Annotated in this window: 23 protein-coding genes and 1 riboswitch; of the genes, 16 read left to right on the top strand and 7 right to left on the bottom strand. The window is 75.5% G+C overall.

Features of this window, described 5'->3' with window-relative positions:
- Positions 1 to 183: 183 nt before the first annotated feature.
- Positions 184 to 831, top strand: a complete 648-nt coding sequence (locus NP075_RS18085) for an SRPBCC family protein (RefSeq protein WP_227563485.1) — start codon at positions 184 to 186, stop codon at positions 829 to 831.
- Complete coding sequence (locus NP075_RS18080) at positions 828 to 1,223, top strand: ArsR/SmtB family transcription factor (protein ID WP_227563484.1); 396 nt, start codon at positions 828 to 830, stop codon at positions 1,221 to 1,223. Before NP075_RS18085 ends, NP075_RS18080 begins: the two co-directional genes overlap by 4 nt.
- A gap of 48 nt (positions 1,224 to 1,271) precedes the next feature.
- Here NP075_RS18080 and NP075_RS18075 read toward each other — a convergent pair whose 3' ends face one another.
- Entirely contained in the window at positions 1,272 to 2,327 is a 1,056-nt protein-coding gene (locus NP075_RS18075) for a serine hydrolase domain-containing protein (RefSeq protein ID WP_227563483.1), read from the bottom strand.
- 182 nt (positions 2,328 to 2,509) lie between these two features.
- On the bottom strand, positions 2,510 to 3,079 hold the full coding sequence (locus tag NP075_RS18070) for a GNAT family N-acetyltransferase (protein WP_227563482.1): 570 nt from the start codon (positions 3,077 to 3,079) through the stop codon (positions 2,510 to 2,512).
- 82 nt (positions 3,080 to 3,161) lie between these two features.
- Between NP075_RS18070 and NP075_RS18065 the strand changes: the two genes are divergently transcribed.
- Positions 3,162 to 4,466, top strand: a complete 1,305-nt coding sequence (locus NP075_RS18065) for an AI-2E family transporter (protein ID WP_227563481.1) — start codon at positions 3,162 to 3,164, stop codon at positions 4,464 to 4,466.
- Positions 4,467 to 4,505: 39 nt separating this feature from the next.
- Here the strand turns inward: NP075_RS18065 and aroD are convergent, their stop codons facing one another.
- Together aroD and NP075_RS18055 are read right to left on the bottom strand one after the other, a co-directional pair.
- Positions 4,506 to 5,288: a type I 3-dehydroquinate dehydratase gene (gene aroD, locus NP075_RS18060; RefSeq protein WP_227563480.1), complete on the bottom strand. Its 783-nt coding sequence runs from the start codon at positions 5,286 to 5,288 to the stop codon at positions 4,506 to 4,508.
- Between the two features lie 70 nt (positions 5,289 to 5,358).
- A complete protein-coding gene (locus tag NP075_RS18055) occupies positions 5,359 to 5,922 on the bottom strand; it encodes an ATP-binding protein (protein WP_227563479.1) in 564 nt (187 codons plus the stop codon).
- A gap of 296 nt (positions 5,923 to 6,218) precedes the next feature.
- On the opposite strand from NP075_RS18055, the gene NP075_RS18050 reads away from it, so the two are divergent.
- On the top strand, positions 6,219 to 7,067 hold the full coding sequence (locus tag NP075_RS18050) for an LLM class flavin-dependent oxidoreductase (RefSeq protein WP_227563478.1): 849 nt from the start codon (positions 6,219 to 6,221) through the stop codon (positions 7,065 to 7,067).
- A gap of 35 nt (positions 7,068 to 7,102) precedes the next feature.
- Here NP075_RS18050 and NP075_RS18045 read toward each other — a convergent pair whose 3' ends face one another.
- Positions 7,103 to 7,756 (bottom strand): GNAT family N-acetyltransferase, encoded by a 654-nt coding sequence (locus NP075_RS18045; RefSeq protein WP_227563477.1) that lies wholly within the window; start codon positions 7,754 to 7,756, stop codon positions 7,103 to 7,105.
- A gap of 275 nt (positions 7,757 to 8,031) precedes the next feature.
- Between NP075_RS18045 and NP075_RS18040 the strand changes: the two genes are divergently transcribed.
- From NP075_RS18040 to NP075_RS18015, 6 genes are all read left to right on the top strand, one after another.
- Positions 8,032 to 9,981 carry a penicillin-binding transpeptidase domain-containing protein gene (locus NP075_RS18040; protein WP_227563476.1) on the top strand — a complete coding sequence of 650 codons (1,950 nt, stop codon included), beginning with the start codon at positions 8,032 to 8,034 and terminating at the stop codon, positions 9,979 to 9,981.
- Between the two features lie 44 nt (positions 9,982 to 10,025).
- Positions 10,026 to 11,003: an aldo/keto reductase gene (locus NP075_RS18035; protein ID WP_227563475.1), complete on the top strand. Its 978-nt coding sequence runs from the start codon at positions 10,026 to 10,028 to the stop codon at positions 11,001 to 11,003.
- A 98-nt stretch (positions 11,004 to 11,101) separates the two neighbouring features.
- Entirely contained in the window at positions 11,102 to 13,396 is a 2,295-nt protein-coding gene (locus NP075_RS18030; protein WP_227563474.1) for a SpoIIE family protein phosphatase, read from the top strand.
- A complete protein-coding gene (locus NP075_RS18025; RefSeq protein WP_227563473.1) occupies positions 13,393 to 13,992 on the top strand; it encodes a 1-acyl-sn-glycerol-3-phosphate acyltransferase in 600 nt (199 codons plus the stop codon). The genes NP075_RS18030 and NP075_RS18025 overlap by 4 nt, the downstream gene beginning before the upstream one ends.
- Before the next feature lie 33 nt (positions 13,993 to 14,025).
- A complete protein-coding gene (locus NP075_RS18020; RefSeq protein WP_227563472.1) occupies positions 14,026 to 14,196 on the top strand; it encodes a CsbD family protein in 171 nt (56 codons plus the stop codon).
- Between the two features lie 190 nt (positions 14,197 to 14,386).
- Positions 14,387 to 14,461: riboswitch (cyclic di-GMP riboswitch) on the top strand.
- A 14-nt stretch (positions 14,462 to 14,475) separates the two neighbouring features.
- Complete coding sequence (locus NP075_RS18015; RefSeq protein ID WP_227563471.1) at positions 14,476 to 14,613, top strand: hypothetical protein; 138 nt, start codon at positions 14,476 to 14,478, stop codon at positions 14,611 to 14,613.
- 83 nt (positions 14,614 to 14,696) lie between these two features.
- On the opposite strand, the gene NP075_RS18010 is transcribed toward NP075_RS18015, so the two are convergent.
- Positions 14,697 to 17,279, bottom strand: coding sequence for a lysylphosphatidylglycerol synthase domain-containing protein (locus NP075_RS18010; RefSeq protein WP_227563470.1), 2,583 nt, complete (start codon positions 17,277 to 17,279; stop codon positions 14,697 to 14,699).
- Positions 17,280 to 17,432: 153 nt separating this feature from the next.
- On the opposite strand from NP075_RS18010, the gene NP075_RS18005 reads away from it, so the two are divergent.
- On the top strand, positions 17,433 to 17,663 hold the full coding sequence (locus NP075_RS18005) for a helix-turn-helix domain-containing protein (RefSeq protein ID WP_227563469.1): 231 nt from the start codon (positions 17,433 to 17,435) through the stop codon (positions 17,661 to 17,663).
- 160 nt (positions 17,664 to 17,823) lie between these two features.
- Complete coding sequence (locus tag NP075_RS18000; RefSeq protein WP_227563468.1) at positions 17,824 to 18,411, top strand: HdeD family acid-resistance protein; 588 nt, start codon at positions 17,824 to 17,826, stop codon at positions 18,409 to 18,411.
- Position 18,412: 1 nt separating this feature from the next.
- Here the strand turns inward: NP075_RS18000 and NP075_RS17995 are convergent, their stop codons facing one another.
- Entirely contained in the window at positions 18,413 to 19,276 is an 864-nt protein-coding gene (locus NP075_RS17995; protein WP_227563467.1) for a CPBP family intramembrane glutamic endopeptidase, read from the bottom strand.
- Between the two features lie 116 nt (positions 19,277 to 19,392).
- On the opposite strand from NP075_RS17995, the gene NP075_RS17990 reads away from it, so the two are divergent.
- The 4 genes from NP075_RS17990 to NP075_RS17975 are packed head-to-tail and all read left to right on the top strand — an operon-like array spanning position 19,393 to position 22,122.
- Positions 19,393 to 20,061, top strand: a complete 669-nt coding sequence (locus NP075_RS17990; protein ID WP_227563466.1) for a hypothetical protein — start codon at positions 19,393 to 19,395, stop codon at positions 20,059 to 20,061.
- Entirely contained in the window at positions 20,058 to 20,363 is a 306-nt protein-coding gene (locus tag NP075_RS17985; protein ID WP_227563465.1) for a transcriptional regulator, read from the top strand. The genes NP075_RS17990 and NP075_RS17985 overlap by 4 nt, the downstream gene beginning before the upstream one ends.
- On the top strand, positions 20,360 to 21,319 hold the full coding sequence (locus NP075_RS17980) for an ABC transporter ATP-binding protein (protein WP_227563464.1): 960 nt from the start codon (positions 20,360 to 20,362) through the stop codon (positions 21,317 to 21,319). Before NP075_RS17985 ends, NP075_RS17980 begins: the two co-directional genes overlap by 4 nt.
- Positions 21,316 to 22,122: an ABC transporter permease gene (locus tag NP075_RS17975; RefSeq protein ID WP_227563463.1), complete on the top strand. Its 807-nt coding sequence runs from the start codon at positions 21,316 to 21,318 to the stop codon at positions 22,120 to 22,122. Before NP075_RS17980 ends, NP075_RS17975 begins: the two co-directional genes overlap by 4 nt.
- Positions 22,123 to 22,206 lie beyond the last annotated feature (84 nt).

Here is a 22,206-nt window from a genome sequence, read left to right as displayed (position 1 = left end):
CGTCACCACCGAGCGTGCGACGCGGGGTGGGTGCGCGGGTGGGCGGGCTAGGGAAAACCCGAGCGGTGGTGCCGCGCGGTGGCCGCGATCGGGGACGGGGAGGGCTGGACGTCGCCGCCCGGGCACGGCTACCGTATAAGCACAAACTTATGCCCTCGCATCCGCGAGGCGGACGGAGGAACGATGACCGGCATCGACGCACTGGAGCAGGCGGGCCTGGTCGCGCGGGAGCTGCACCGCGGTGAGCGCGGGGACGCCCCGACGAAGATCGCGGTCGCCCGCCGCCTCTACCGCGCGGCCCCCGACGACGTGTGGGACGCGCTCACCGACCCCGAGCGGCTGCCGCGCTGGTTCGCGCCCGTCACCGGCGACCTGCGCGAGGGCGGCCGCTACCAGGTCGAGGGCAACGCGGGCGGCGTCGTCGAGGAGTGCCGGCAGCCCGAGCGGTTCTCACTGACCTGGGAGATGGGCGACCAGGTCAGCTGGGTCGAGGTCCTGCTGGCGCCGGCCGACGGCGGCACCGAGCTGACGCTGCGGCACGAGGCGCACGTCGACCCGCAGTTCTGGGAGCAGTTCGGCCCCGGGGCGGTCGGCGTCGGGTGGGACCTCGCGCTGTGGGGGCTCGCCGCGCACCTGGCGACCGGCGAGGCGATCGCGCAGGGCGTGGGCGAGGAGTGGCCGACGACGCCCGAGGGTCAGGCGTTCGTCCGGCGCGCCGCCGACGGCTGGGCGCAGGCTGACGCCGCCGACGGACGTGAGCCCGCCTCCGCCGAGGCAGCCGGGCAGCGGACCTTCGCGTTCTACACGGGAACGGCGGCCCCCGAGGCGTGAGCCGCGTCGACCTCGTCCTCGCGGCGCTCGCGGAACCCGTGCGCCGGCGGCTGCTCGAGCACCTCGCCGGTGCCGAGCGCGCGGCCGGGGAGCTGGTCGCGGTCGCCCGCGAGGAGTTCGGCATCTCCCAGCCGGCGACGTCCCAGCACCTGCGCGTCCTGCGGGAGGCGGGCGTCGTCGTGGTGCGCGCCGACGGGCCGCGGCGGCTCTACCGCGTCGAGCCGCAGGCGCTGAGCGTCGTCGAGGACTGGCTCGCCGGGTTCCTCGACCCGTTCGCGCAGCCGCTCGACGCGCTGGAGACGGAGCTGGTGCGCGGACGGCGGGAGCGGCGTGCCGGCAGTGAGGCGCAGGGCGACCCGCCGACGACCTCTGCCGCGGGCCTGCCAGCGTGACGCGCCGGGATCCGGCAGCAACGCTTCGCACGAGAACGACCCGGACGCTCAGCCCGCCAGCGCCTCCCGCAGCGCCCGCACCACCGGCCACGCCGCGTCGGCCGTCGTGCCCGCGACCGTCCACGTCAGCCCCGTCGCCGGCTCGTGCGCCGACCAGAACGACACCCCCGAGTCCTCGCCCTGCAGCACCAGCGCGCCCCCGTCGCGCAGCCACAGCCCCAGGCCGTACGCGTAGCCCTCACCCGGCCCGCCCGGCCCCTGCGGTGCCCGGCGCAGGCGCGCCACCAGGTCGTCCGGCACGATCCGCCCGCCCAGCAGCGCGTCCCAGAACTGCTCCATGTCGAGGGTCGTGGTGTACGCGCCGCCGTCCCCGCCGCCCACGACCGGCAGGTGGTGCACGTTGCTGCGCCACTGCCCGTCGACGCGCACGTACCCGACGGCGGCGTCGCCCGGCAGCGCGTCCGAGCGGGGGTAGCCGCTGGACGTCATGCCCGCCGGCTCCAGCACGCGCGTGCGCACGAGCTCGTGGAACGGCACGCCCGCCGCCCGCTGCGCCAGCACCGACAGCACGACGAACCCGCCGTTGCAGTACGCGAAGCCGGTGCCCGGCGCGAACGCCTGCGGGAACCCGTCGAGGATCGGCAGGTAGTCCTCGGGATCCACCAGCGCGTGCACCGGCACGGGCATGAGGTAGTCGCTGACGTCGGCGTCGTCGTCGAGGTACTCCCCGATGCCGGAGCGGTGGCTCAGCAGGTGCTCGACGGTCACGTCGTCGCTGATCAGGGGCAGGTCGGCGCCCAGCAGGGAGCGGGCCGTGGTGGCGAGGCCGAGGGTGCCGTCGGCGACGAGCGACAGGACCGCCAGGGCCGTGAACCCCTTGCAGCCGCTGGCCGTGGCGAACCGGTGGCGCGGCGTCATCCCCAGCCCGTGGCGGCGGTCGGCGAGCCCCCAGGCGGCGTCGAGCAGGACGTCGGGGGACGACGGGGGCGCCGCCGGGCCACCGCGCACCACGCGGGCCACCAGACCCACGTGCTCGTCCGCGTCCGCGGTCACCGCCGCGACCGCGTCGTCAGCCGCCTGCCGGAGCCCCGCGTCGTCACCCATGCCGCGACGCTACCCACGCCGCGGGCTGCGGCGGCAGCGCAATTCCTCGCGCGCCGTGCCCGCCGACCGCGCTCGCGGACGAGTACGTGATGACGTGCGACCTCGCCCGCCGGCGGTCGCCGTACCCCAGCGGCGGAGCACGCGGGGTCGTCCCGGCAGACGGCACGGGAAGCCGCAGCTCGTCAGCCCGACGGGGGCGTCGTGCCTCCCGGACCCAGCGGCCGCTGCACCCGGGTGACGTCGTGCCACGCACCGTGCTTGAAGCCGATCGCGCGGTGCGTCCCCACGACCTCGAACCCGAGGGCGGCGTGCAGGCCCGCGCTGGCGGGGTTCGGCTCGGCGTACACCCCGACGGCCTGCCGGTACCCCATCGCCGTGAGCCGGTCGAGCAGCGCCGTGTACAGCGCCCGGCCGGTGCCCCGCCCGAGCGTGCCCGGCTCGAGGTACACGCTCGTCTCGCACGCCCACCGGTACGCGGGCCGCGCGGCCAGCGGCCCGGCGTACGCGTAGCCCACCACCCGGCCGGCGTCCGGTGCGCCGGCGGGGACCTGCGCGACGAGCCACGTGTGCGCCACGAGCGCCGCGGCGATGCGCTCGGCCATCTGCGCGGGGGTCGGCGGCTCGGCCTCGAAGCTCACCACCGTGTCGCGCACGTAGGGCGCGTAGACCGCCGCGCACGCGGCGGCGTCGGCCACGCCTCCGACGCGCACGTCGACCGGCGCGCGGGTGGGATCGCGGCCGGCGGCGGGCATGTCAGGACCCTAGCGCGGGCCGGCGCCCCTAGGGTGTGCCCGACAGCACGCCCGATGCCATCGCCCTGCGGAGGACACGCACGTGACGACCGAAGCCACACCCGCCCCCGGCAGGGACAGGACGGCCGGTCCGGCCGGGAGCACGTACGCCACGCAGCCGGTGTTCGGCGCGCCCGTCGCTCCCGGCGACGAGGGCACGATGCCCCTGCAGCACGACGCGCGCCGCCCGCCGCGCTGGTGGGGCAAGGCGCTGGCGATGGTGGTCGTCGCCGTGTTCGTCGGGATCTTCGCGTGGAACGCGCTGGGCGCCCTGCAGAGCCTGCTGGTCAACCTGCTCATCGCGTTCTTCGTGGCCCTCGCGCTCGAGCCGATCGTGGTGTGGCTGGTGCGGCACGGCTGGAAGCGCGGTGGCGCGGCGGCGTTCGCGCTGCTCGGCGGCCTGCTGCTGGTGATCGTGGTGCTCGCGCTGTTCGGCAACCTGTTCGTGCAGCAGCTGGTCCAGCTCGTCGGCAACGTGCCGGACCTGTACGTCTCGGCGCAGACGATGGTGCAGGAGCGCTTCGACGTCGCGGTGCCCGACGTCGAGGACCTGCTGCGCCAGGGTGCCGAGGAGTGGGGCGGCGAGGTCGCGTCCGGTGCGCTGCTCGTGGGCACGACGATCCTCGGCGGCGTCTTCGCGGCGCTGACGATCCTGCTGGTGACGTACTACCTGCTCGCCGCGGGCCCACGGTTCCGCGCGTCGATCTGCCGGTGGCTGACGCCCCACCGCCAGAACGAGGTGCTGCGGCTGTGGGAGGTCACGCAGGTCAAGGTCTCGGACTTCATCAACACGCGCATCGTGCTGGCGGCCATCGCGACGGCCGCCACCTTCGCGTTCCTCGCGATCCTCAAGACGCCGTACTCGCTGCCGCTCGCGCTGTTCACCGGCGTGGTCTCGCAGTTCGTCCCGACGATCGGCACGTACATCGGCGGGGCGCTGCCCGTGGCCGTCGCGCTCACGTCGCAGGGCGTGCCGCAGGCGCTCGGGGTGCTCGCGTTCATCCTCGGCTACCAGCAGGTCGAGAACCTGTGGCTGGCACCGAAGGTCTCGGCGCGGGCGCTGGAGATGAACGCGGCCGTGTCGTTCGTCGTCGTCCTGGCGTTCGGGGCGGTGTTCGGTGCGCTCGGGGCGTTCCTGGCGCTGCCGATCGCCGCGACGATCCAGGCCGTGGCGACGACGTACGTGCAACGGCACGAGCTCGTGCAGTCGCACATGCTGCACGACCCCGGCGAGGTCGGGGCCGACCACCGACGGGGGCCGAAGACGGACGGCACGGCGGACGAGGCCGGCACGGCGGACGACGCGGCGCGCCCGTCGGACGACCGCCCGGCCGAGGCCGACGCCTGACCTGCGGCCCCGACGGCGGCGGGTCGTCGCCCGCCGCCGTCAGCCCGCGTCGTGCAGCAGGTCCAGCACGTCGCGCAGCCGCGCGGCGTCCAGCTGCCCCGGTGCGCTGACGGCACCCACGCTGCCGAACGTCATCGCCGAGCCGAACACCCCGCCGGCGAGACGCGTGACCAGCCCCAGCGCGCCCATCGCGACCGTCACGACCGGCCGGTCGGCGTCGCGCGCGAACCGGCGGGTGGCGGACAGCAGCGCCAGCACGTCGTCGGCGTCGTGCGGCATGACCGCGATCTTGCAGACGTCCGCACCGGCGTCGCGCTGCCGGCGCAGCACCGCGACGATCTCGTCGGCGGGCGGCGTGGCCGCGAAGTCGTGGTGCGACACCACCACCGCGAGCCCTGCGGCCTGCGCGTGCGCGACGAGGTCCGCGACGTCCGGGGCCGCGAGCTCGACGTCCACGGCGTCGGCGCCGTCGGCCCCGGGCGAGCCCGCGACGACCGTCCGCACGACGCGCGCACAGGCCGCGTCGTCGGCGGGCTGGGCGCCGCCCTCACGTGCCGACCGGAACGTCGCGAGCAGCGGCACGTCGGCGGGCAGCGCCGCGCGCACGGCCGCGACGGCGGCCCGCACGAGGCCGGGGTCGCCGGCCGACCCCGTGACGTGGTCGAGCCGCAGCTCGACGACGTCGGCCACGCCCGGCGGGAGCGCCCGGGCAGCCGCGGCCGCCGCGTCGGGCGTGGTGGCCACGACGGGGACGCAGACCCGCGGGGAGCCCGCACCCAGGCGCGTCCCGCGCAGCCGGACCACACCGTCGCTCGTCGTCATGCCCTGATCCTGCCCGCATCGCGGCGCCCGCGTGGCGTCGTCCCGCGGCGCGGTGCGCCCGGCGGGGTGCTCAGGCGAGGTGGTCGTCCTCGAACGTCGCCCACACGTGCTTGCCGGCCACGTCCGTCCACCAGCCCACGTCGGACGACAGCCGGCGCGCGATCTGCAGGCCGAACCCGCCCTCGCCCGGCTCGCGGCCCTCGGCCAGGAACGGCGCGTGCGCGGCGTCGCCGTCCGACACGACGACCAGCACCGCGTGCCCGTCGACCAGCAGGTGCACCTGCGCCGGCGGGCGCCCGTGCGCGAGGGCGTTCGTCGCCAGCTCCGAGGTCACCAGCACCACGCTGTCCGGCACGCTGCCCTCGCCGCTGCCGGGCGCGGGGGCCGACGCGGCGAGCTGCTCGCGCAGGTCCGCACGCATGGCGCGCAGCTGCTCCGGGCTCTCCAGGACCCAGCGCCGCAGGGGGACGTAGACGTCGGGGGGGTGCGACGCGGGCAGGCTGTGCCCGTGCCGGGGCTGGGCCAGCGCGTCGTCGGGGGGCAGCACCGGGGGCGGCATCGGGGCGTGCCCGGGGGCTGCGTGGGTGTCGGGGGGCGCGGCTGCGGGAGCCGTGAGCTGCGGCTCGTCGCTCATCTCACACCCCCGATCCCTTGCCCTGCGGCCGGTCTCAGCGCCTCGGATGCTCGCGGCCCGCCCTCCCTGTGCCCAGGGTTCCCGGCCACGGTAGGCGCCCGCGGGCGATCCCACCACTGAGGGCGCGCCGCGACGGGTGGCGATGATGGACCAGCGTCCAGCGGTCCGCCACCTTACCGGCCCCACGGGCACGGCGATGTCGGAGGGTGTGCGTAGCGTCGGCAGGCAGGGGCACGGGCGACGCTCGGGCGCGTGCCGACCGCCCTGCAGAGGGCCGCAGCCAGGAGGAGACCGGGATGAGGTACGGGTTCGTCGGCAGCTTCGGGACGGTGCACCAGGTGGTCGACCTGGCGGTGGCCGCCGAGGACCACGGCTGGGACGGGTTCTTCACGTGGGACGGCGTGGACCTCGAGGGGATGGACGCGTGGGACCCGTGGGCGGTCCTCGCGGCCGCGGCCGTGCGGACCTCGCGCGTGGCGCTCGGTGCGCTCGTCTTCGCGCTGCCGCGCCGGCGCCCGTGGGTGTTCGCCAAGCAGGCGGTCACCGTCGACCACCTGTCGGGCGGGCGGGTGGTGCTCCCCGTCGGGCTGGGCGTGCCCATGGACGGTGCCGTCGCCGCCGTCAGCGGGGAGGCGGCGACCCTCCGGGAGCGCGCCGAGCGCCTCGACGACGCGCTGACGGTGCTCGACAGGTCCTTCTCCGGGGAGCGTCTCGAGCTCCGGGGCGCGCACGTGACGGTCGAGGGGCTCACGCTGCGTCCCACGCCGGTGGCGCGCCCGGACGGGCGCACCCGCATCCCGCTGTGGGTCGTCGGCAGCTTCCCCTCGGAGCGGTCCATGGGCCGCGCGGCACGGTTCGACGGCGTGGTGCCGCAGCTGCGGGGCGAGCGCGCCATGGACCAGCTCTCCCCGCAGGACGTGGCCGAGGTCGTGGCGTGGGTGCGCGAGCACCGCCCCGCCGACGCCGGACCGTTCGACGTCGTCCTGCACGGCGCGCTGCCCGCGGACCGCGGGGCCGCGCGCGAGCACGTCGTCGCCCTCGAGGAGGCGGGGGCGACGTGGTTCGTCGACGCCCTCTGGGACCCGGCCACCGCGACGCCCGAGGCGCTCCTCGAGCGCGTGCGCCAGGGTCCGCCCGCGCCGTGATCGGGCGGGAGCCCGTCGGGCGGGTCGTGCGGTGCTCAGGCCGCGGGCCGCGTCATCGGGTAGAGCAGGGGGCCGCCGCCCGCGAGGGGGACCGGCGGGCGGGCGTCCGTGTAGCCGCGCGCGGCGTAGTACGCCAGGTTCGTCTCGTTCGTCGTCTCGAGGTACGAGGGCGCGCCCGCCGCGTCGGTGGCGTCGAGGAACCGGCGCAGGAGGGCGCTGCCGCGTCCGGCCCGCTGCAGGTCCGGGCGCACCCCGAACGCCTCGACGTACCAGGAGTCGGCCGGCACCCCGCCCGACGTCAGCGCGCCGAACCGGATGATCCCGGGGCTGTGCTCCCTGGTCAGCGCGGCGGTGCGGACCAGGCGCCCGGCCTGGCGCACCCAGCGGCGCAGCGGCATCGGGTACGTGGCCGGCGGGTACAGCGCCAGGACGCCCGTCACCTCGTCGCCGCGCTTGGTGGCGAGGACCTGCCCGTGGCGCAGGCCGTCGGCGAGCGTCAGCCGGTAGACCGCACGCAGCTCGCCCTCGCGCCGTGCGGCCACCGGGAACAGATGGGTGTAGCCCGGGTCGGCGGCGAGCGCCGCGGCGAGGACCGCCGCGGCCTGACCGCGGTCGCGCGGGTGGAGCGGCCCGACCGTGTCGGACGGTGCGGCGCGCTGCTCCCCCGGAAGGGGCCCCCCTGCGTCCATGAGGGCATCGTGTCCCGGACGTGCGTCCAGGTGCAACCGGAAGGTGCCCGTCCGTCCCGTTCCGTCCCGAATGTCACGTCCGGGAGGGCACGGCGGCACCCTGGACGGCGCCCGCGAGTGGAGGACGGGTGAAGATCGACGGCAAAGCGCCCCCTCGCGCCCGGCGGAGGTGCCAGGCTCGGTCCCGTCTCCCTCGTCCGGACCACGACGTCGTGCGCGGGCGTGCGCGCCCGCAGCGGCCGCGACCCGGGAGCCAGGACGAGGAGGTCGACACGGTGGGAACGGCACGGAGCGCGGGGCGGGCACGTCTGCGGCGGTGGGCGGCGGGGGGAGCGCTCGTCGCCCTCACCGCGACGACGACGGTGGCGTGCTCGGAGGGCACGCCCGACGCGCGTCCTGCAGCCGAGGCGCTCGCCGCGGCGCTCGCCTCCGGGGAGTTCACGGACGTGCCGTTCACGGCCGACGCGCCCCCGCCCGCCGAGGTCGCAGCCGTCCGCACGGCCGTCGTCGAAGGGCTGGGCGGGTCGACCGCCACGGTGGAGGTCGGCGACGTCACGCTCGCCGAGGACGAGAAGACCGCCACGGCCGGGCTCGACGTCACGTGGGACCTGCCGGGGACCGACGCGGACTGGACGTACTCCGCGACCGCGAAGCTCGTCCGCGACGACGAGGACGAGGAGCAGCCGTGGCGGGCGCGCTGGGAGGTGCGCCTGCTCGCGCCCGACCTCGTGGCCGGTGAGCGCCTCACCCTGACCCGCGCGGTCGCCGAGCGCGGCGACGTGCTCGGCCAGGGCGACGCCGTCCTCGTCGAGAAGCGGCCCGTCTCCCGCATCGGCATCGACAAGACCCGCGTCGCCGAGGCCGAGCTCGACGGCGCGGCACGCGGCCTCGCGGTGGCGCTCGGCATGGACGGCGACGCCTACGCGACCCGCGTGCTGGGCGCCGGCCCACGGGCCTTCGTCGAGGCGATCGTCGTGCGCGGCGGGGACGCGGCGTACGACGTGGCGGCCCTGGGCGGGCTGCCGGGCGTCGGCGTGGTCCCCGACGAGCTGCCCCTGGCGCCGACCCGCGCGTTCGCCCGACCGATCCTGGGCGGCGTCGGCGCCGCGACGGCCGAGATCATCGAGGCGTCCGAGGGTGCGGTCGCCGCCGGTGACCTGGTGGGGCTGTCGGGCCTGCAGCGGCAGTACGACGCGCAGCTGCGCGGCACCCCGGGCACGGGCGTCATGGCGGTCGCCGAGTCGGGCTCGGAGCGCGTCCTGCACACCAGCGAGCCCGTCCCCGGCGAGCCGCTGCGCACGACGCTCGACCCGACGCTGCAGCAGCGGGCCGAGGACGTCGTCGGCGCCGTCGTGCCGGCGGCGGCGGTCGTCGCCCTGCGCCCGTCGACGGGCGAGGTGCTGGCCGCCGCGAGCGGGCCCGGCGGCGAAGGGCTCTCGACCGCGACGGTCGGGCAGTACGCGCCGGGGTCGACGTTCAAGGTCGTCAGCGCGCTGGCGTACCTGCGCGGGGGCCTCACGCCGGACTCGACGGTGACCTGCCCGCCGACCGTCGACGTCGACGGTCGCACGTTCCGGAACTTCCCGGGGTACCCGTCGTCGGCCCAGGGCGACGTGCCCCTGCGCACGGCGTTCGCCCACTCCTGCAACACGGCGTTCATCGGTGCGCGCGACCTGGCCGACCAGGGCGACCTGCTCGCCGCGGCCCGGTCGCTGGGTCTCGAGCCGGAGGCGGACCTCGGCTTCCCGGCCTTCCTCGGCACGGTCCCGGACGAGGCGTCGGCGACCGCCCACGCGGCGTCCGTCATCGGCCAGGGGCAGGTGCTCGCGTCGCCGCTGGGCATGGCCACCGTCGCCGCGTCCGTCGCGGCCGGGCGCACCGTCGTCCCGCGCCTCGTCGCGGACGCGGCCGGCGACGTGCCCGAGGACTCCGAGGGCGCGGACCTGCCGGACGCGACACCGCTCACGGCCGAGGAGGCCGCCGCGCTGCAGGGCATGATGCGGGCCGTCGTCACCGAGGGCGGGGCGAAGGTGCTGGCGGACGTGCCCGGCGAGCCGGTGCTCGCGAAGACGGGGACGGCGCAGTTCGGCGGGGACGACGACCTGCGGAACCACGCGTGGATGATCGCCGTCCAGGGTGACCTCGCCGTCGCGGTGTTCGTCGGGGAGGGGGACTACGGTTCGACGACGGCCGGTCCGCTGATGCGCGCGTTCCTGGCCGGATGAGCCGCACGGGGCCGCGCCCCGGGACGCCGACGTTCGGAGGGACGATGACCGCACGCCACGTGCCGGGGCACGAGGGGTGGTTGCGCCCGCTCCCGGGGACCGGTCTGACCGTGAGCGCCCTCGCCCTCGGCGGGGGCCCGCTCGGCAGCATGCCGGAGCTCTTCGGGCAGGACGTGACGCCGGAACGTGGCATCGACACCGTGCGCGCCGCGCTGCACAGCGACATCCGCCTCCTCGACACGTCCAACGGCTACTCGGGCGGCGAGAGCGAGCGGCGCATCGGCGCGGCGCTGACCGCCGCGGGCGGCGTGCCCGAGGGGTACGTCGTCGCCACGAAGGTCGACCCGGACGGCGCGGACTACTCCGGCGAGCGCGTGCGCCGCTCGGTCGAGGAGTCCCGGGTCCGCCTGGGGCTGGACCACCTGCCGCTGGTCCACCTGCACGACCCGGAGTTCCACGAGTTCGACGACCTGACGGGCCCGGACGGTGCCGTCGAGGCGCTGGTCGAGCTGCGGGAGTCGGGCGTCGTCGGTGCCATCGGCCTCGCGGGCGGTCGCGTGCAGGAGATGGCCCGCTACCTCGCGCTCGGGGTCTTCGACGTGCTGCTGGTGCACAACCGCTGGACGCTCGTCGACCGGTCCGCGGGCCCCCTCGTCGCCGAGGCGCGCGCGCAGGGCATGGGGGTGCTCAACGCCGCGGTCTACGGCGGCGGGATCCTCGCGCACCAGCACGGAGGGCCCACGACGTACGGCTACCGGCCCGCCCCGCCGCAGGTCCTGGCCGCGGTCGACGCGATGCGTGCCGTGTGCACGGCGCACGGCACGGACCTGGGGACCGCGGCGCTGCAGTTCTCGCTGCGCGACGAACGGTTCGCCACCACGATCGTCGGCATGTCGAGGCCCGAGCGCGTCGAGCGGACCCTCGCCGCCGCCGCCGCACCGCTGCCGGACGCGCTCTTCGACGAGCTCGAGACCCACGTCCCGCCGCCGGATTCCTGGCTCGACGCCCCCTTCGACACCTGAGCGGACGAGGAGTCGCCCGCGGCGACCGCGGCCGGGCGGGCATCGATTAGCGTTCACGGCAAGGGCGGCGCGCGTCGGGTGCGTCGGGACGGAGCGAGATGAGCGAGCAGGCCGCCGGGCAGGGTGCGGCGGCGTCGGGGCCGCCCGCCGACCTCGACACCTGCGCGCAGGAGCCGATCCGCGTCCCGGGGTCCGTGCAGCCGCACGGCGTGCTGCTCGCGCTGTCCGAGCCCGACCTGGTCGTGCGGCACGCCTCGACGAACGTCGTCGACCTCACGGGGCTGGCGGTCGAGGACGTGGTGGGCGCACCGTTCGGCGCGGTCGTCGGGGCCGGCGCCGCGCAGGCCGTGCGCGCGCACGTCCGGACGTTCGGCGACCTGCGGGCGCGCAACCCGGTGGCGGTCGAGGTCGAGGGCCCCGGCGGTGCTGTCGTGGCCGACGCGGTGCTGCACCGCGTCGCCGTCGGTGGCCGGACGCTGCTGGTCGTCGAGCTGGAGACGGCGACCGGCCCGCGGCCGTTCTCGTTCCCCAACACCTACCAGGCGGTGCGCGGCGCGCTCGAGCGGCTCAACCACGCCGGCTCGCTCGAGGACCTGTTCGACGTGGCCGCGCAGGAGGTCCGGGAGCTGACGGGGTTCGACCGCGTGATGGTCTACCGCTTCGACGCGGACCACCACGGCGAGGTCGTCGCGGAGGCCCGGCGTGCGGACCTCAACTCGTTCCTCGGCCTGCACTACCCCGCCTCCGACATCCCGCCGCAGGCCAGGGCGCTGTACGAGACCAGCTGGATCCGCATCATCCCCGACGTCGGGTACACCCCGGCGCCCCTCGTGCCCGGGGTGGACGCGGCGTCCGGCGAGCCGCTCGACCTGACGCACGCCGTGCTGCGCAGCGTGTCGCCCGTGCACGTCGAGTACCTGGGGAACATGGGCGTGCGGGCGTCCATGTCGATCTCGCTGCTGCGCGACGGCCGGCTGTGGGGGCTCATCGCGTGCCACCACTACGCGGGGCCGCACGTGGTCCCGATCGGGGTGCGTGCCGCGGCGGAGTTCCTCGGCTCGGCGCTGTCGCTGCGGCTCGTGGCGCGGGCGCAGGACCGTGAGCTGGAGCGCCAGCTCGCCGCCCAGGCGGACATCGCGCGCGTCCTGACCGCGGCGCGCAACCCGGACCGCGGCCTCGCGGAGGCGCTCGCGGGCGAGGACCCCGGTCTGCTGTCGGTCGTCCCCGCGCACGGGCTCGTCGTCGTCGCCGACGGTCGGACGGTCACGGTGGGCGACGCGACCGTCGACGTCCGTGCGCTGCGCGCGTGGGTGCAGGCGCAGCCGGACCGGGTGACGACCCGCACCGCGCTGGCCGAGAGCGACCCGGAGCTGGCGGCCGCGCTGCCGGGCGTCGCGGGTGTCCTGGCGGTCCGGCTGCCCGGTGAGCAGATGGTCGTGTGGCTGCGTGACGAGCACCTGCGCGACATCTACTGGGGCGGGGACCCGCAGAACAAGGCCATCGCGCGTCGCGAGGGCGCGGACGTGCGGCTCAGCCCGCGCAAGTCCTTCGACCGGTGGCGCGAGACCGTGCGCGGCCGCTGCGAGCCGTGGGCGCCCGAGCACGTGCGGGCCGTCGAGGACCTGCGCAGCCGGCTGCTGGAGGTGCTGCTGGAGCGCAACCGCTGGCAGCTGGCGGCGGCGCACGCGGTGCAGCTCTCGTTGCTGCCGGGACGCCTGCCGGAGCCGACCGGCTGGGCGCTGCAGGCCCGGTACGTGCCGGCGGCGGGCGGGCGCGTCGGCGGCGACTGGTACGACGCGCTGGAGCTGCCCGACGGCAGGTTCGCGGTGATCGTCGGCGACGTCGCGGGCCACGGGATCGGTGCCGCGGCCGCGATGGGCCAGCTGCGCAACGCCTTGCGCGCGTACCTGATGCGCGGCGCGGACCTGCGCGAGGCGCTCGTCGACCTCGACGAGCTCGCGCGGCGCACGATGCCGGACGACATGGCGACGGTCGTCGCGGTCGTCGTCGACACGTCCAGCGGTGACGCATGGATCGCCGCCGCGGGCCACCCCCGGCCGCTCGCGCTCACCGCGGACGGCGGTGCGGACCTGGTGACGATGCGGGTCGACCGGCCGGTGGGCGTCGGCTCGGGCGACCCGCAGGTGGTGCGTCTGCACATCGAGCCGGGTGGTGGGCTGGTGCTGTACAGCGACGGCATGGTCGACTCCCGGTCGACCGCTCTGGCGGCGGGTCTCCGGCGGCTCATCGAGCACTTCGACCGCTCCGACCCGACCGTGCCCGTGGACATCGACGAGGTCGTGGCGGACTGCCACGACCTGGACTCGAAGGACGACATGACGCTGCTGCTGCTCTGCCGGGACGCCGACCTGCCCGCGGGGGCCCGCCCGTGAGCGCCCGCCGGGCGGTCGCCCGCGCGTACTGGCGCGTGAGCCGGTGGACGCTGCGGACGGAGCGCGTGCCGCGCGACGGTGCCGGTGTGATCCTCGGGGCGCCGCACACGTCCAACTGGGACTTCGTCCTGATGCTCGCGATCGCGTGGGAGGCGGAGCTGCCGTTCCGGTGGCTCGGCAAGCACACGCTCTTCCGCGGACCGGCCGGCCCGCTCATGCGCGCGCTCGGGGGCATCCCGGTGGACCGGCGCGACCCCGCGGGCCTCGTGGAGGACCTCGTCGCGCGCCTGGGGGACGGCGAGCACTTCTACCTCGTGGTGACCCCCGAGGGCTCGCGGTCCGGCTCCGGCTGGAAGTCGGGGTTCTACCGCATCGCCCGCGCCACGGGCCTCCCGGTGACGCTGGGCTACGTGGACCGCACGACGATGACGGCGGGCCTGGGGCCGACGCTGACGGTCACGGGCGACGTCCGGGCGGACATGGATGTCGTCCGGGCGTTCTACGCCGACAAGGCCGGTCACACGCCGTCGCGTCGCACGGAGCCCCGCCTGCGGGACGAGGGCGCTGCGGATGCGGGGACGCCCGACCCGTCCTAGCGTCTGGGTGTTCACCGACGAAGGGAAGCTCCCATGGGTCTCGACGACAAGATCAAGCACGGCGCCGAGGAGGCGCAGGGCAAGGCGAACGAGGCGCTGGGCAAGGCGACGGGCGACGAGGAGCGCGAGGCCGACGGCAAGGCGCAGCAGTCGACGGCGAACCTCAAGCAGGCCGGCGACGACGTCAAGGACGCCTTCCGCTGACGCGTGCGCGGCCGACGACAGGTCGCACCGCCTTCCCGCCCGCCCCCGTGCCGACGTCGGCACGGGGGCGTCGCGCTGTCTCCGCGAGGGGTCCGACGGCTGCGCCCGACCGGGTGAATTGGGCCCGCGTCCAGGACAAGTGATGAACACCACTTCCGTTGACGGTGAGAGCGGTCTAATGTCGGAGTTGTCAGCGAAACGGCAAACCCTCCGCAAGGGGGGGACGCAAAGCCACGGGACCCACGAGGTCAGCCGGGCCACCGAACGAAGGATCCGTCCATGGACCAGCGCAACTCCGCCGCAGAGCCGCACGAAGTTCGCCCCCAGATCATCCCCCTCGGCCGCTGGGCGGCCATCGCAGCGCGTCTCGAGGCCTCGGTGACGGTGCCGTCGCAGCGCGACGCACTCGCGGCCTGACGCACCTCTCTCCGCACTCGGCCCTCGGCCACCGGCTCCACCGGTGACGGGGGCCGCGGTCTGCGTGCGGCCGGGCCGCTCCCTCAGAGCTCGCCGACCCGCGTGAGGTAGCGCATCGCGAGCCAGCCGAGCGGCAGCCGGATCCAGAACGTCAGGAGCCGGAACAGCAGGGCGACCGTGCCCGCGACACCGAGGTTGATGCCCGCGACGGTCGACAGGCCGAGCGCCAGGGCCGTCTCCACCGTCCCGATACCCCCGGGGGTGGGGATCACCGAGCCGGCCGTGTTGCCCGTGAGGTAAACGAGCGCGACCTGCACGAGGGACGCCTCCTGGCCGAGGGCCGCGAGCGCGGCGTCGAAGGCGAGCACGTAGCCCATCGTCATGAGGACGTTGCCGCCGAGCGCCAGCGCGAGGCGCCACGGCTGCCCGAGCACCTCGATGAGCCGGGGGAGCGTCTGGCGCATGGTCGGCCCGACCGTGCGCTGCACCCACGTCCGCACGCCGGGGAAGAGCATCGCGATCCCGACGAGACCCGCCACGACCGCCAGCGCGACCAGCATGGCGGGCGACACGGAGAACGACGTCGGCGAGTGCACGCCCGACGTCACGGTCAGCACGAGCAGCAGCAGCAGGGTCGTGACGAACTGGCTGACCTGCACCAGCGCGACGGTGGCGCCCGCGAGGGTGCCGCTGACGCCGCGGCGCGTGAGCATCCGCAGGTTGAGCGCGGCCGGTCCGATGCCGGCGGGCGCCGCGAGCGCGACGAACGTCGCGGCCGTCTGCACGAGCGTCGCGCGCCACACGGGCAGGCGCACGGGGGAGAACGCGACGAAGGCGAGCGCCGCGCCCAGCAGCGTGACGAGACCCAGCGCCGCCGCCAGGGCCGAGTAGCGCCAGTCGCTCTCGGCGAGGACCGTGCCGATCTGGGCGACGTTGACGTACGTGAGCACGACGAACACCGCGACGGTCGTCAGCAGGATCGTCAGGATCGTGCGGGCCCCGAAGCGCACGAGCTGCTGCGGCTGGACGTCGGCCTCCGGCAGGCGGGCGACCAGGGCGGACCGCAGCTCGGCGAGGACCTCCTTGTGCGCGCGCATCTCGTCGCGCGTCCGGCGGGGCAGCGCGACCGTCTGCAGCAGCGGGCCGATGGACCGGATGTCGGCGGCCGGCAGCACCCCCGCCGCGGACTCGACGGCGCGCGCGGCGCCGACGCGCAGCGCGAGCAGCGCGATGAGCTGCATCGTGTCCATGCGGCGGGCCAGCTCGGACGACGCCACGTCGCCCAGCTCCCACGCGGTGATCCACACGCGCGGGCCCTGGGGACCTCGCTCGACGAGGATGACGTCCGAGGTCAGCGAGCGGTGCGCGATGCCGGCGGCGTGGGCCAGGCTCAGCTGGTCCCAGATCGCGTGCAGCACGTCGTCGTCGACGTCCTGCGTGGCGAGGTCGGACAGGGGCACCGCGTCGCCCGTGGTCTCCTGCAGCAGCAGCATCGAGTCCTCGGCCTCGGCGATGCTCAGCAGCTGGGGCGTGCAGACACCCGCGGCGCGGGCGGCGTACGACAGCAGGGCGGCGCGTTCGGTGGCCTGCCGCAGCGACAGGGCGGACCGGCCCTCCAGCCCGCGCAGCCGCAGGCTGCGCCACAGGCGGGTCAGCATGCCGACCACCTGGCGGTCGCCGTCGAAGACCAGCAGGTCGAGGTGGCGGCCGTCGTCGGTGGTGACGTCGTAGAGCCGGTCGCCCGACGCGCGCACGAGCGCCCGCTGCGCGCGTGTGCCCTCGGGCAGCGCGGCGACGGCCTCGGCGGTCGCGGCGGTGCGGTCGGCCTCGAGGACGGGGTCGGGGACGCGGACGACGGTGGCGGGCTCGACGCCGGTGCGCCGGATCCCGGCGAGCAGTGCGGCGTCGTACGCGCGCTCGGGGTCCACGCCGCCCACGTAGCGCGCCGTGAGCCCGGCGACCCGGCCGACGAGGAGAGCGAGGCCCAGCCCCGGCAGCGACACGGCCGCGGTGATGAGGGTGACGCCGACCGCCACCCACAGCAGGTTCCACGACCACGCGACGGAGCGTCGGCGGTTGCGCGGGCCGGCCACCGTCAGCAGGGCCGTCAGCATCGCCGTGTACTCGGGGATCAGCAGCGTCCACTCGCCGCCGAGCCGCACCGACAGGCCGCGCACCAGGTCGTCGGAACCGAACGTGAGGAAGGTCCAGTACAGCGCGGCGACGACGAGCATCGCGGCGATCGCGGCGACGACCGCCTGCAGCAGCTGGCGTCCGAGGCGCCGGAGCGCGAGCTCGGTGAGCACGGCGATGGGCACCACGACCGTGGTGAACCCGACCAGGACGTTGACGGGGACGAACAGGATGCGCCGCAGCAGCGTCGCGAACCCCTGGACGTCCTCCGCGACGCCCGTCGTCGTGTTCTGGGCGTACGTCGCGAGGATGACCACGAGCACGGCGGCGACGGTCGTCAGGGTCGCGCCGAGCAGGTCGCTGGGGCGGTGCACGCGTCGCGGGCGCACGTCCCACACGTCGACGGGCGAGCGGACGGCGCGTACGGCGGCGGTGGGGGCGGTGCCGTCGCCCGGTGGCGCGTCCCGGTCCGGGTTCCCGGGGGCGGGGTCGCCGACGGCACCGTCCGGTGCAGGCGGCGACGACATGGGCATGATGGCGAGTGTAGGCAGCGGGCTGCGCGCGGCTCGTCCATCTGACGGCGGGTCTTTCGCGTCGTGGTCTCCGTCCCGGGAGTCAACACGTGTTGACATCGGGCACCCAGCGGCGTCAACATGTGTTGACGCATGGATCGACGAGGAGCACCGATGACGCAGGAGGCCGACATGTCCGCACTGGTCGCCCGGTCCGAGGACGACGACCCGCTGGGTGCCCTGCTCGCGCTGTCGCAGCTGCGACGGGAGGTCGAGCGGCGCGAGGCCGTCGCCGTCCGTCGGGCGCGCGCCGCAGGCGTCCCGTGGGCGGCGATCGCGACGATGCTCGGGGTCAGCAAGCAGGCCGTCCACCGCCGGTACGGGGGCCGCCGCCGCGAGGTCTGACGTGCCACCGGCCGCGGTGTCCGCCGGCCGCGAGCAGGCGTCGACGGCTGGGCGCGCCGCGACCGGCGCCGCGCGCTACCTTCGGCCCAGGGGTGCCGTCGCGCGGTACGCACCGCGCCACCGCCCTGGGGTCCCGCGGGGCCCGTGAGGAGGTCGCACGATGGTCGACGACGTCACGGCGCACGTCACGCGGACGCTGCGCAAGGTGTGGTGGCTGCCCGTGCTGCGCGGCGTGCTGCTGCTGGTGCTCGGACTGCTGCTGATGGCGCAGCCGGCGGCGTCGGTCGAGGCGATCGTGTGGCTGTTCGGCATCTTCGCGATCGTCGACGGCGTCGTCGCGATCATCCAGGGATTGTCGAACCGGGGCGTCCCCGGGGGGACGTGGTGGGTGGTCGAGGGCGTCGCCGGGCTCGCCGTGGGCGCCGTCGTCGTGCTGTGGCCCGGGCCCACCGTGCGGGTGCTGTTCTTCCTGCTGGCCGCGTGGCTCCTCGTGCTCGGCGTCGTGTCGATCCTCGCCGCGGTCGCGCTGTCGCGGTCGCGCGACGCGGGCTGGCACTGGCCGCTCGCGTTCGGCCTGGTCTGCACGCTGTTCGCGCTCCTGCTGATCGCCCGTCCGCAGGGCAGCCTCGCGGTGTTCGGCGTGCTCCTGGGGCTGTTCGCGTTCGTCGGGGGCGTGCTCAACGTCGTCAGCGGGTTCGCGGTGCGGGAGGCCGTCAAGGGCCTGGGACGCGACTCCGCGGTCGTCTGACTCAGGTGACGCCGATGGCCTCCAGCCAGGCGTCGGGCAGCAGCGCGTAGCCGACGAACGCGACCACGTCGATCGTCGTGTGCGCGACGACGAGCGGCATGACGCGTCGCCGTCGCCGGTAGTACTCCGCGAACACGACGCCCATGACGACGTTGCCGACGAACGCGCCCCACCCCTGGTACAGGTGGTACGACCCGCGCAGCAGGGCGCTCGCCGCGATGATCGCAGGCGTGCCCCAGCGCAGCTCGCGCAGCCGCTCCATGAGGTAGCCGACGGCGATCACCTCCTCCAGCAGCGCGTTCTGCAGCGCCGCCAGGATCAGCACCGGCACGGTCCACCATGCCGCGTTGAGCGCCGCCGCCTGGACCTCGACCGTGATGCCGATCGCCCGTCCCACGACGTAGAGCCCGAGGCCGGGGATGCCGATGAGCGCCGCGAGGCCGACCCCGACGCCCAGGTCGCGCCACGGCCGGGCGCCGTCGAGGCCGATGCGGCGCACGGCCGACCGGCCGTGGGCGGACAGCAGGTACAGCGCGAGCGCGACGGGCAGCAGCGCGAACCCGATGGACAGCAGCTGGTACGTGAGGTCGAGGTAGGGCCGCGGTGACCGGCTGGGGTTGAGCGTCGTCGTCTGCTCTGCCAGCGGCGGGCCGGCCGTGAGCTTGGCGACCAGGGAGACGACGGCGTACACCGCCGACTTGCCCAGCGACAGGCCGAGGACGATCCAGATCTCCGCCGTCAGGCGCCGGGCCACCGCCCGGTCGCCGGGCGCGGGCGTGCCGGTGGGCCGCTCGCGACCGCCTGCGCCGTCGGCGCGCGCGCCGTCATCTGGCCCGCCCCCCGCGGCGGTCGCCGACCTGTCCATCCCGGCAGCGTAGAGCCCTCTGCCGACCCCCACCGGGTGGAAGCGGGCGCGGGCCGTTGACACAGAGGTGTCGATCGAGCAAAGTACTTTGCATCGCAAAGTACGAGGAGGACGACATGGAACGACACGAACCACCGCACGGTGGGTCCGGGGCCGCGCCGCGCCCCGACACCGACGACGCGCCGCCCGACCCGCGCGAAGGGCTCGCCATCGTCGCCGCCCAGCGGCGCCGTGTGCGCGACACCGACGTGGACAACCGGCTCATGTTCGGCGTCTGGGGCGTCGCCTGGCTCGTCGGGTACGCCGCGCAGTGGTGGACGGCCACCACGTCACCCACCCACACGTCCACCGGTCGTGGCGGGCTCGTGTTCGCCGCCGTCGCCGCCGTGGCGATGGTGATCACGATCGTGCACGTGGCGCGCGCGACGCACGGCATCGCCGGCACCAGCCAGCAGGTCGGGATCATGTACGGCTGGGCGTGGGCCATCGGGTTCACCGGTCAGGGCCTCATCGTCGCCGGCGTCGTCGGCGCGGGTGCGAACCCCGTCGTGATCGCGGTCGTCGCCAACGGCATCGCCTGCGTCGTCGTCGGGCTGCTCTACATGGCCGGCGGTGCGCTGTGGCGCGAGGTGTCGATGTACCTCATCGGCGCGTGGATGATCGTCACCGCCGGGGCCGCGAGCCTCGTCCCGATGCCCGACGGCTACCTCGTCATGGCGTTCGCCGGTGGTGGCGGGATGCTCGTCGCCGCCGTCCTGGCCGCACTGCGCCGGCGGCGCGCATGAGCGAGGTCGACCTCGACCCGGTGATCCACTCGGCGTCCCGGCTGCGGGTCGTCGCCACGCTGGCCGCGCTCGAGCGGGGGGACCGCATCTCGTTCCCACGGCTGGGCAAGCTGCTCGACATGACCGCCGGCAACCTGTCCACGCACCTGCGTCGCCTCGAGGACGCCGGGTACGTCACCCAGACCAAGACGCACGTGGGCCGCACCCCGGCGACGTACGTCGAGCTCACCCCCGCCGGGCGCCTCGCGTTCGAGCGGTACACCCAGACCCTCACGGAGCTGCTCAAGGGAGCACGGCCATGACCACCGACACCGCGCCACCGGTCCTCGTCGAGCACGTCACCCGGCGCTTCGGTGCCGTCACCGCGCTCGACGACGTCAGCCTGCACGTCGACGCGGGCGAGATCGTCGGGCTGCTGGGGCCCAACGGCGCCGGCAAGACGACCCTGCTGTCGCTGCTCGCCGGACTGCGGACCCCCGACGAGGGGACCGTCCGGCTGTTCGGCCGCAACCCCCGGGACCCCGCAGCCCGCACCTCGCTGGGCACCACGCCGCAGGAGACGGGCCTGCCCGAGACGCTCAAGGTGCGCGAGGTCGTCGACTTCGTCGCCGGGCACTTCACGGACCCGATGCCGCGCGGCGAGGTCATGGCCCGCTTCGGGCTCACCGACCTCGCCGAGCGGCAGACCGGCGCCCTGTCCGGCGGGCAGAAGCGGCGGCTCGCGGTCGGGCTGTCCCTCGTCGGACGCCCACGGCTGGTCCTGCTCGACGAGCCGACCACCGGCCTGGACGTCGAGGCGCGGCACGTGCTGTGGCAGGCGCTGCGCGACTACCACGCCGACGGCGCCACGGTCATCGTGACCAGCCACTACCTCGAGGAGATCGAGGCCCTCGCCGAGCGTGTCGTCGTCGTCGGCGACGGACGCGTCCTGGCCGACGACACGCTGGCGCGCGTCCTGGACCTCGTCGCCGTGCGCCGCGTCGCGCTCACCGTCGGCGCCGGTGCGGCCGACGCCCTGTCCGCCCTGCCGGGTGTGCAGGACGTCGCCGACGTCTCGGCCACCGCCCGCGGCACCCGCGTCACGCTCGTCGCGTCGGACGCCGACGCCGCCGTGCGCGCGCTCGTCGAGCGGGCCGTGCCGTTCACCGACCTCGAGGTGCGCGGCGCGTCCCTCGAGGAGGCGTTCCTCTCCCTCACGTCGCACGACGCGCCCGCGGCACCGGCCGAGGCGTCGACCCTCCCGGAGGTGTCCCGATGACCACGACCGCCGCCGCGCGGCCCGCACCGTCCGTCCCGCGTCCCGCCCTGCGGCCCTGGGGGTCGCTGGCGTGGCTGCACACGCGCTACCAGTTCCTCGAGACCGTCCGCGTGCCCATCGCCGTCATCGGCAACCTGCTGTTCCCCGGGCTCGCGCTGCTGTTCTTCGTCGTCCCGCAGAGCGCGATCACGTCGGACCCCGTCGCGTCGACCGCCGCGATCGCGCAGCTCGGCACGTTCGCCATCATGTCCGCCTGCCTCTTCACGCACGGGGCGGGCGTCGCGGAGGACCGCGCGCTGCCGTTCGACACGTTCGTCCGCACGCTGCCCGCGCGTCCCGGGCCGCGGCTCGCCGGGCGGGTCGTCAACGGGCTGCTGTGGGCGTACCTCGCGCTGGTCCCGCCCGTCGTCATCGGGATCGTCCTGACCGCCGCGACGCTCACGCCCGCGCGTGCCCTGGGCGCCGTCGTGATGGTCGCGGCGATCGCCGTGCCCTTCACCCTGCTCGGCATGGCCATCGGGTACGCGATGTCGACCAAGGCCGCGCTCGCGGTCGTGCAGTGCGTGCTGTTCCCGCTCGCGTTCGCCGGAGGGCTGTTCATGCCGCCCGAGGTCTTCCCCGACTGGCTCGACGCGATCTCCCAGGCGCTGCCGTCGCGGGCGGCCCGCGACCTCGTCGTGCAGGTCACCACGGGCGTCGAGGCGAGCGCGTTCGCCCTGCCCGTGCTGCTCGCGTGGACGGCCGTCTTCGCCGCCCTCGCGGTCGGGGCAGTCCGCAGGGACGAGGGCCGCCGCTTCCGCTGACCCCACCCCCACCCCCACCCCCACCCGCCGAGCGCGGTACTCGACCCTCGAGCGCGGTACCTACGAGTACCGCGCTCGGTGGTC

The organism is Cellulomonas wangsupingiae (assembly GCF_024508275.1).
GTDB classification, from domain to species: domain Bacteria; phylum Actinomycetota; class Actinomycetes; order Actinomycetales; family Cellulomonadaceae; genus Cellulomonas; species Cellulomonas wangsupingiae.
Note: the sequence above shows the minus strand (reverse complement) of the source record. Positions and strands in the feature narration are given on the sequence as shown.

Coding starts and splice junctions, on each gene's coding strand:
- NP075_RS18010 (WP_227563470.1), bottom strand. CDS start 17,279: ATGCCCATGTCGTCGCCGCCTGCACCGGACGGTGCCGTCGGCGACCCC.
- NP075_RS18075 (WP_227563483.1), bottom strand. CDS start 2,327: ATGGGTGACGACGCGGGGCTCCGGCAGGCGGCTGACGACGCGGTCGCG.
- NP075_RS18045 (WP_227563477.1), bottom strand. CDS start 7,756: ATGGACGCAGGGGGGCCCCTTCCGGGGGAGCAGCGCGCCGCACCGTCC.
- NP075_RS17975 (WP_227563463.1), top strand. CDS start 21,316: ATGACCACGACCGCCGCCGCGCGGCCCGCACCGTCCGTCCCGCGTCCC.
- NP075_RS17990 (WP_227563466.1), top strand. CDS start 19,393: ATGGAACGACACGAACCACCGCACGGTGGGTCCGGGGCCGCGCCGCGC.
- NP075_RS17995 (WP_227563467.1), bottom strand. CDS start 19,276: ATGGACAGGTCGGCGACCGCCGCGGGGGGCGGGCCAGATGACGGCGCG.
- NP075_RS18050 (WP_227563478.1), top strand. CDS start 6,219: ATGAGGTACGGGTTCGTCGGCAGCTTCGGGACGGTGCACCAGGTGGTC.
- NP075_RS18005 (WP_227563469.1), top strand. CDS start 17,433: ATGACGCAGGAGGCCGACATGTCCGCACTGGTCGCCCGGTCCGAGGAC.
- NP075_RS17980 (WP_227563464.1), top strand. CDS start 20,360: ATGACCACCGACACCGCGCCACCGGTCCTCGTCGAGCACGTCACCCGG.
- NP075_RS18015 (WP_227563471.1), top strand. CDS start 14,476: ATGGACCAGCGCAACTCCGCCGCAGAGCCGCACGAAGTTCGCCCCCAG.
- NP075_RS18020 (WP_227563472.1), top strand. CDS start 14,026: ATGGGTCTCGACGACAAGATCAAGCACGGCGCCGAGGAGGCGCAGGGC.
- NP075_RS18030 (WP_227563474.1), top strand. CDS start 11,102: ATGAGCGAGCAGGCCGCCGGGCAGGGTGCGGCGGCGTCGGGGCCGCCC.
- NP075_RS18035 (WP_227563475.1), top strand. CDS start 10,026: ATGACCGCACGCCACGTGCCGGGGCACGAGGGGTGGTTGCGCCCGCTC.
- NP075_RS18055 (WP_227563479.1), bottom strand. CDS start 5,922: ATGAGCGACGAGCCGCAGCTCACGGCTCCCGCAGCCGCGCCCCCCGAC.
- NP075_RS17985 (WP_227563465.1), top strand. CDS start 20,058: ATGAGCGAGGTCGACCTCGACCCGGTGATCCACTCGGCGTCCCGGCTG.
- NP075_RS18000 (WP_227563468.1), top strand. CDS start 17,824: ATGGTCGACGACGTCACGGCGCACGTCACGCGGACGCTGCGCAAGGTG.
- NP075_RS18085 (WP_227563485.1), top strand. CDS start 184: ATGACCGGCATCGACGCACTGGAGCAGGCGGGCCTGGTCGCGCGGGAG.
- NP075_RS18070 (WP_227563482.1), bottom strand. CDS start 3,079: ATGCCCGCCGCCGGCCGCGATCCCACCCGCGCGCCGGTCGACGTGCGC.
- aroD (WP_227563480.1), bottom strand. CDS start 5,288: ATGACGACGAGCGACGGTGTGGTCCGGCTGCGCGGGACGCGCCTGGGT.